An 8,628-nucleotide genomic window follows, 5' to 3' on the forward strand; every position below is an offset into this window, starting at 1 on the left:
GGCCTCCCTCAAAACCCCGATTAACCCCACGTTAACGCTTGTCTTTTTCCTGTCCATACAAGCTGTTACTGTACTGGCCACAAAGCCCAAGCCGCCTGGACCGGATCCGACTTGAAGCGTCCCCTCCTCCTGCTCCTGATCAGCCTGGCCTTGAGCTCTCCCGCAAGCGCGACCATCACCGAAAGCCACGGTTACGCGCAGTTCGGCACACTCAAGTACCCGGCCAGCTTCACCCACTTCGACTGGGTCAACCCGCAGGCGCCCAAGGGCGGCACGTTGCGGGTGATGGCGTTCGGCACCTTCGATACGCTCAACCCCTACACCTTCAAGGGCACCAGCCCGGTCACCACGCCGAATTTCCTGCAGTACGGCATCAACGAGCTGAACGAGCCGCTGATGGTCGGCACCGGCCAGTACGCGCCCTCCGGCGACGAGCCGGCCTCCAGCTACGGCCTGATCGCGCAATCGGTGGAGTACAGCGAAGACCGCAGTTGGGTGGTGTTCAACCTGCGCCCGCAGGCGCGCTTCCATGACGGCACGCCGATCACCGCCTACGATGTGGCGTTCTCCTACCGCCTGCTGCTCAAGGAAGGCCATCCGCTGTACCGCACCAGCCTTCAGGAGGTGTCGCGGGTCGACATCCTCAGCCCGCAGCGCATCCGCTTCGTGCTGAAACGCTCGGGCAACCCGTTGCTGATCCTGCGCCTGGGCGAGCTGCCGGTGCTGCCCCAGCATTACTGGAAGGACCGCGACTTCAAGGCCACCACCTTCGAACCGCCGCTGGGCAGCGGCCCCTACCGCATCACGTCGGTGACGCCCGGGCGCCAACTGGTCTTCGAGCGGGTCAAGGACTATTGGGGCAAGGACCTGCCGGTCAACCGCGGCAAGTACAACGTCGACCGGATGGAGGTCGAGTTCTACCGTGACAGCGACGTGGCCTTCGAAGCCTTCAAGGCCGACGAGTTCGACATCTATATCGAGCACCAGGCCAAGAACTGGGCCAACGGCTACAACTTTCCGGCCCTGCGCCGCGGCGAGGTGATCAAGGCGCAGATCCCGCACCGGATCCCGACCCAGAGCCAGGGCCTGTTCATGAACACCCGGCGTCCGGTCTTCGCCCAGGTCAAGGTGCGCGAAGCACTGGGCCTGATGTTCGACTTCGAGTGGACCAACCGCGCCCTGTTCAGCGATGCCTACCGGCGCAGCGTCAGTTATTACCCCAACAGCGAATTCAGCGCCGAAGGCCTGCCGGTCGGCCATGAATGGCTGATGCTCAAGCCGTACAAGGATCAGCTCCCGGCCCGGCTGTTCACCGAACCGTTCAGCCTGCCGCAGACCGACGGGCGCGGCATCCCCCGGGACACCCTGCGCAAGGCCCTGGGGCTGTTGGCCGAGGCGGGCTGGACGCTCAACGGCCAGCGCTTGCAGAACGCCGCCGGACAACCCCTGCGCTTCGAGATCCTGCTGGTCAACCCGAACCTGGAACGGATCCTTCAGCCCTATGTCGAGAACCTCAACGGCATCGGCATCGACGCCCGCCTGCGCACGGTGGACCGCGCCCAGTACAAGCAACGCCTGGATCAGTTCGATTTCGACATGATCCTGATGACGCTCAACCAGACCTTGAGCCCCGGCCTGGAGCAATGGCAGTACTTCCACTCAAGCCAGGCCGCCGTCAAGGGCAGCAAGAACTACGCCGGCATCGCCGACCCCGTGGTCGACCACCTGCTCGAACAACTGCTCGCCGCCCGCACCCGGGACGAACAGGTGGCCGCCGGCAAGGCACTGGACCGCGTGCTGCTGTGGCAGCACTACAGCATTCCCAACTGGTACCTCAATTACCACCGTCTGGCCTACCGCAACCGGTTCGCCTTCGTCACCACGCCCCCCTACACCCTGGGCCTGAGCGCGTGGTGGCTGAAATCTTCGGAGAAAGATCGATGAAACCCATCCGCGCCCTGCTCCTGCAGGCCAGCGGCCTGCTGTTCGCCGGGCTGGCCTGTGCCGCCCCGCAGCACGCCGTGACGCTGTACAACGAGCCGCCCAAGTACCCGGCCGACTTCAAGCATTTCGACTACGTGAACCCCGACGCGCCCAAGGGCGGGATCTTCCGCCAGGCCGGGTTCGGCGGCTTCGACAGCCTCAACCCGTTCATCAGCAAAGGCGTGCCGGCGGACAACATCGGGCAGATCTACGACACCCTCACCCGCCACAGCCTGGACGAGCCCTTCACCGAATACGGCCTGATCGCCGGCAAGATCGAAAAGGCCCCGGACAACAGCTGGGTGCGCTTCTACCTGCGCCCGGAGGCACGTTTCCACGACGGCCATCCGGTGCGCGCCGAGGACGTGGTGTTCAGTTTCCAGACCCTCACCAAGGACGGCTCGCCGCTGTACCGCGGCTACTACAATGACGTCGACGAAGTCATCGCCGAAGACCCGCTCAAAGTGCTGTTCAAGTTCAAGCACACCAACAACCGCGAACTGCCGCTGATCCTCGGCCAGTTGCCGGTGCTGCCGAAACACTGGTGGGCCAGCCGCGACTTCAACAAGGGCAACCTGGAGATCCCGCTGGGCAGTGGCCCGTACCGTGTGGCCGAAGTGAAGGCCGGGCGTTCCGTGCGCTACGAGCGGGTCAAGGACTATTGGGGCAAGGACCTGCCGGTCAACCGCGGTTTCTACAACTTCGACGTGATGACCACCGACTACTACCGCGACAACACCGTGGCGCTGGAGGCCCTCAAGGCCGGGCAGTTCGACTATTGGCTGGAGATGACCGCCAAGAACTGGGCCAACGCCTACAACATCCCCGCCGTCACCGAAGGGCGGCTGATCAAGGAACAGATCCCCAACGGCAACCCCACCGGCATGCAGGGCTTCGTCTACAACCTGCGCCGCCCGGTGTTCCACGATGTGCGGGTGCGTCAGGCCCTGAGCCTGCTGCTGGACTTCGAGTGGACCAACAAGCAACTGTTCAACAGCGCCTATGCGCGCACCCGCAGCTATTTCGAGAACTCGGAGATGGCCGCCACCGGCCTGCCGGACGCCGACCAGTTGGCGATCCTCGACCCGTTCCGCAGCCAACTGCCGGCCCAGGTGTTCAGCGAAGCGTTCGAGAACCCGAAGACCGACGGCAGCGGCATGATCCGCCCGCAGCAGCGCGAGGCCTACCAACTGCTGCAAGAGGCCGGCTGGAAGATCGTCGACGACAAGATGGTCGACGCCGACGGCAAACCGGTGGTCATCGAGTTCCTGCTGGCCCAGACCGACTTCGAGCGGGTGCTCCTGCCGTTCAAGCGCAACCTCAGCGACCTGGGCATCGACCTGGTGATCCGCCGCGTGGACGTCTCGCAGTACGTCAACCGCGTGCGCTCGCGGGACTTCGACATGATCGTCGGCAGCTTCCCGCAGTCCAATTCGCCGGGCAACGAACAGCGCGAATTCTGGATGAGCGCCGCCGCCGACAAGCCCAGCAGCCGCAACTCGATGGGCCTGAAGGATCCGGTGGTCGACCGGCTGGTGGAGCACCTGATCAACGCCGATTCGCGCAGAAGCCTGGTGGCCCACGCCCGGGCCCTCGACCGCGTGCTGCAATGGGGCTACTACGTGATCCCCAACTGGCACATCAAGACTTGGCGCGTGGCGTACTGGAACCACATCGGCCATCCGAAAGTCTCCCCCAAATACGACATCGGCATCGATACCTGGTGGGTCAAGCCCGACACCAAACCGGCCATAGAAGTCGAAACCCAACTGCAGGCCGACCCTGCGGGCACGGAGTAATCAGATGCTGGCGTACATTTTTCGGCGACTGCTGCTGATCATCCCGACCCTGTTCGGCATCCTGCTGATCAACTTCGTGATCATCCAGGCCGCCCCCGGCGGGCCGGTGGAGCAGATGATCGCCAAGCTCGAAGGCTTCGAGGGCGCCACCAGCCGCATCGCCGGCGGCGGCGCCGAGGTGTCGGTGGCCGGTTCGTCCTACCGCGGCGCCCAAGGCCTGGATCCGGCGCTGATCAAGGAAATCGAGCACATGTACGGGTTCGACAAATCGGCCCCGGAACGCCTGTGGATCATGGTCAAGAGCTACGCCCGGCTGGATTTCGGCGACAGTTTCTTCCGCGACGCCAAAGTGATCGACCTGATCAAGGAAAAGATGCCGGTGTCGATCTCCCTGGGCCTGTGGAGCACGCTGATCATGTACCTGGTGTCGATCCCGCTGGGGATCGCCAAGGCCACCCGGCACGGCAGCCACTTCGACGTCTGGACCAGTTCGGCGATCATCATCGGCTACGCGATCCCGGCATTCCTGTTCGCGATCCTGCTGATCGTGGTGTTCGCCGGCGGCAGCTACCTGGACTGGTTCCCCCTGCGGGGCCTGACCTCGAACAACTTCGACGAACTGAGCCTGGGCGGCAAGGTCCTCGACTACTTCTGGCACCTGGCGCTGCCGGTGACCGCCCTGGTGATCGGCAACTTCGCCACCATGACCCTGCTGACCAAGAACAGCTTCCTCGACGAGATCAACAAGCAGTACGTGGTCACCGCCAAGGCCAAGGGCCTGACCCGCCGCCGCGTGCTGTACGGCCATGTGTTTCGCAACGCGATGCTGCTGGTGATCGCCGGGTTCCCCTCGGCGTTCATCGGCATCTTCTTCACCGGCTCCCTGCTGGTGGAAGTGATCTTCTCCCTCGACGGCCTCGGCCTGATGAGTTTCGAGGCGGCGATCAACCGCGACTACCCGGTGGTGTTCGGCACCCTGTTCATCTTCACCCTGCTGGGGCTGGTGGTGAAACTGATCGGCGACCTCACCTACACCCTGGTCGATCCGCGCATCGACTTCGAAAGCCGGGAGCATTGAGATGAACCTGTCCCCTCTCAACCGCCGCCGCTTCGAACTGTTCAAGGCCAACAAGCGCGGCTGGTGGTCGCTGTGGCTGTTCCTGATCCTGTTTGGCTTGAGCCTTGGCGCCGAACTGATCGCCAACGACAAGCCGCTGGCGGTGCACTACGACAACCAGTGGTTTTTCCCGGCGCTCAAGCGCTACCCGGAAACCGCGTTCGGCGGCGAATTCCCGCTGGAAGCCAACTACAAGAGCCCGTACATCCGCGAACTGCTCAAAAACAAGGACGCCTGGGTGCTGTGGGCGCCCATCCCGTTCAGCTACCAGAGCATCAACTACGACCTGAAGGTGCCCGCCCCCGCCCCGCCCTCGGCGGTCAACCTGCTGGGCACCGACGACCAGGGCCGCGACGTGCTGGCGCGGGTGATCTACGGGTTCCGCATCTCGGTGCTGTTCGCCCTGACCCTGACCGCGCTCAGCTCGCTGATCGGCGTGATCGCCGGCGCACTGCAAGGCTTCTACGGCGGCTGGGTCGACCTGGCCGGCCAGCGGTTCCTGGAGATATGGTCGGGGCTGCCGGTGCTGTACCTGCTGATCATCCTGGCCAGTTTCGTGCAGCCGAACTTCTGGTGGCTGCTGGGGATCATGCTGCTGTTCTCCTGGATGAGCCTGGTGGACGTGGTGCGCGCCGAGTTCCTGCGCGGGCGCAACCTCGAATACGTGCGGGCGGCCCGGGCGCTGGGGATGCGCAACGGCGCGATCATGTTCCGCCACATCCTGCCCAACGCCATGGTCTCGACCATGACGTTCATGCCGTTCATCCTGACCGGCGCCATCGGCACGCTCACGGCCCTGGACTTCCTCGGCTTCGGTTTGCCTGCGGGCAGCCCGTCGCTGGGCGAGCTGGTGGCCCAGGGCAAATCCAACCTGCAGGCGCCGTGGCTGGGCATGAGCGCGTTCGCCGTGCTGGCCCTGATGCTGAGCCTTCTGGTGTTCATCGGCGAATCCGCCCGCGACGCCTTCGACCCGAGGAAGTGAAATGAATCAGGACAATCTGATCGAAGTGCGCGACCTCGCCGTCGAATTCGGCCTGGGCGACCGCGTCCAGCGGGTGGTCGAGGGCGTGAGCTTCGACATCCGGCGCGGCGAGACCCTGGCCCTGGTCGGCGAAAGCGGCTCCGGCAAGTCGGTGACGGCGCACTCGATCCTGCGCCTGCTGCCCTACCCGCTCGCCCGCCATCCGGCCGGCAGCATCAACTATGCCGGACAGAACCTGCTGGACCTCAAGGAAAAGACCATCCGCCACATCCGCGGCAACCGGATCGCGATGATCTTCCAGGAGCCGATGACCTCGCTCAACCCGCTGCACTCCATCGAAAAGCAGATCAACGAAGTGCTGGGCATCCACAAGGGCCTGACCGGCAAGGTCGCGACCCGGCGCACCCTGGAGCTGCTGGAGATGGTCGGCATCCCCGAACCGCACAAACGGCTCAAGGCCCTGCCCCACGAACTCTCCGGCGGCCAGCGCCAGCGGGTGATGATCGCCATGGCCCTGGCCAACGAGCCGGAACTGCTGATCGCCGATGAGCCGACCACCGCGCTGGACGTGACCGTTCAGCTGAAAATCCTCGATCTGCTCAAGGAACTCCAGGCCCGGCTGGGCATGGCGCTGCTGCTGATCAGCCACGATTTGAACCTGGTGCGAAGAATTGCGCACCGCGTATGTGTCATGCAGCGCGGTTGCATCGTCGAACAGGCATCGTGCGCAGAACTGTTCCGTTCTCCGCAGCATCCGTACACCCGGGAACTGCTGGCGGCGGAGCCCAGCGGAGGCCCGGCGGGCAACAAGGCCGGGGTGCCGCTGCTGGAGGTCGAGGACCTGAAGGTCTGGTTCCCGATCAAAAAGGGCCTGTTCAAGCGCACGGTGGACCACGTCAAGGCCGTGGACGGCATCCGCTTCAGCCTGCCTCAGGGGCAGACGTTGGGGATCGTGGGCGAAAGCGGTTCCGGCAAGTCCACGCTGGGTCTGGCGATCCTGCGGTTGATCGGCAGCCAAGGCGGCATCCGTTTTGAAGGCAAGCAGCTAGACTGCCTGACGCAGAACGAAGTCCGTCCGCTGCGCCGGGAGATGCAGGTGGTGTTTCAGGACCCGTTCGGCAGCCTGAGCCCGCGCATGTGCGTGAGCCAGATCGTCGGCGAAGGCCTGCGGATCCACGGGATCGGCACCGAAGCGGAGCAAGAGGCGGCGATCGTCGCCGCGTTGAAGGAGGTAGGTCTGGATCCGGAAGCCCGGCACCGCTACCCCCATGAATTTTCCGGTGGGCAACGGCAGCGTATCGCCATTGCCCGGGCCCTGGTGCTCAAGCCGGCGCTGATCCTGCTGGACGAGCCCACCTCGGCGCTCGACCGGACGGTGCAGCGGCAAGTGGTGGAGCTGTTGCGTTCACTGCAAGCCAAGTACAACCTGACGTATTTGTTCATCAGCCATGATCTGGCTGTCGTCAAAGCGCTGAGCCACCAGCTGATGGTGGTCAAGCATGGCCAAGTGGTCGAACAGGGGGACGCGCAAGCCATTTTTGCCGCCCCCCAACATCCGTATACACAGCAGTTGCTGGAAGCCGCTTTTTTGGCGCCAGCCTCTGCGCAATAACCTGAAAGAGGAGCAACACATGGGTTTTCTCGCCGGTAAGCGCGTACTGATCGTCGGTGTCGCCAGCAAGCTGTCCATCGCATCCGGCATCGCTGCCGCCATGCATCGCGAGGGCGCTGAGCTTGCCTTCACTTATCAGAACGACAAATTGAAAGGCCGTGTCGAAGAGTTCGCCGCAGGCTGGGGTTCGAGCGCTGACCTGTGCTTCCCTTGCGACGTGGCCAGCGACGAAGAGATCGCCAAGGTCTTCGAGGAGCTGAGCAAGAAGTGGGACGGCCTGGACTGCATCGTGCACTCCGTCGGCTTCGCCCCGGGCGACCAACTGGACGGCGACTTCACCGAAGCCACCACCCGCGAAGGTTTCCGCATTGCCCACGACATCAGCGCCTACAGCTTCGTGGCCCTGGCCAAGGCCGGCCGCGAGATGATGAAGGGCCGCAACGGCAGCCTGCTGACCCTGTCCTACCTGGGCGCCGAGCGCACCATGCCGAACTACAACGTGATGGGCATGGCCAAGGCTTCGCTGGAAGCCGGCGTGCGTTACCTGGCCGGTTCCCTGGGCCCGGACGGCACCCGCGTCAACTGCGTATCGGCCGGCCCGATCCGCACCCTGGCCGCTTCCGGCATCAAGAACTTCCGCAAGATGCTGGCCGCCAACGAAGCGCAGACCCCGCTGCGCCGCAACGTCACCATCGAAGAGGTCGGCAACGCCGGCGCCTTCCTGTGCTCCGACCTGGCGTCGGGCATCAGCGGTGAAATCATGTACGTGGACGGCGGCTTCAACACCACCGCCATGGGCAACATCGAAGAGTGATCTTCGGCTAGCCAACGAAAAACCCGCCTTCCGGCGGGTTTTTTTGTGCCTGCGGATCCTGCATTCCCCCAGATCCCTGCGGGGGCTTGCCTGCAAGCGATGGCGGTGTGTCAGGCATGAAGGTTTGGGCGGTGCCGGCCTCATCGCCAGCAGGCTGGCTCCCACAATGGATCCCGGCTGTCCGCAGGATCCCTACACACCACCAAGCCCTGTAGGAGCTTGCCTGCAAGCGATGAGGCCGGTACTGCCGACATCTCTGCTGCCTGCCCCACCGCCATCGCGGGCAAGCCCGCTCCCACAGGGATCGCAAGTGTCTGCAGG

Annotated in this window: 6 protein-coding genes; all 6 read left to right on the forward strand. The window is 64.2% G+C overall.

From position 1 onward, the window contains the following. The first annotated feature begins 111 nt into the window (after positions 1 to 111). Genes ACIP0B_RS03360 through fabI form a run of 6 tightly spaced genes read left to right on the forward strand, consistent with a single transcriptional unit; the run spans position 112 to position 8,307 of the window. Positions 112 to 1,944: an extracellular solute-binding protein gene (locus ACIP0B_RS03360; RefSeq protein ID WP_400829777.1), complete on the forward strand. Its 1,833-nt coding sequence runs from the start codon at positions 112 to 114 to the stop codon at positions 1,942 to 1,944. Then, complete coding sequence (locus ACIP0B_RS03365; RefSeq protein ID WP_400829779.1) at positions 1,941 to 3,782, forward strand: extracellular solute-binding protein; 1,842 nt, start codon at positions 1,941 to 1,943, stop codon at positions 3,780 to 3,782. The genes ACIP0B_RS03360 and ACIP0B_RS03365 overlap by 4 nt, the downstream gene beginning before the upstream one ends. A 4-nt stretch (positions 3,783 to 3,786) precedes the next feature. Then, positions 3,787 to 4,860 (forward strand): microcin C ABC transporter permease YejB, encoded by a 1,074-nt coding sequence (locus tag ACIP0B_RS03370; protein WP_400829780.1) that lies wholly within the window; start codon positions 3,787 to 3,789, stop codon positions 4,858 to 4,860. 1 nt (position 4,861) lies between these two features. Beyond that, positions 4,862 to 5,881, forward strand: coding sequence for an ABC transporter permease (locus tag ACIP0B_RS03375; protein WP_400829782.1), 1,020 nt, complete (start codon positions 4,862 to 4,864; stop codon positions 5,879 to 5,881). 1 nt (position 5,882) lies between these two features. After that, the gene (locus tag ACIP0B_RS03380) at positions 5,883 to 7,493 is read left to right on the forward strand and encodes an ABC transporter ATP-binding protein (RefSeq protein WP_400829784.1); all 1,611 of its coding nucleotides are present in this window, start codon (positions 5,883 to 5,885) and stop codon (positions 7,491 to 7,493) included. A gap of 19 nt (positions 7,494 to 7,512) precedes the next feature. After that, complete coding sequence (fabI, locus tag ACIP0B_RS03385; RefSeq protein WP_085583544.1) at positions 7,513 to 8,307, forward strand: enoyl-ACP reductase FabI; 795 nt, start codon at positions 7,513 to 7,515, stop codon at positions 8,305 to 8,307. The last annotated feature ends 321 nt before the right edge of the window (positions 8,308 to 8,628 follow it).

This window comes from Pseudomonas sp. NPDC089534 (assembly GCF_044749305.1).
In the GTDB taxonomy this organism is placed as follows: domain Bacteria; phylum Pseudomonadota; class Gammaproteobacteria; order Pseudomonadales; family Pseudomonadaceae; genus Aquipseudomonas; species Aquipseudomonas ekonensis.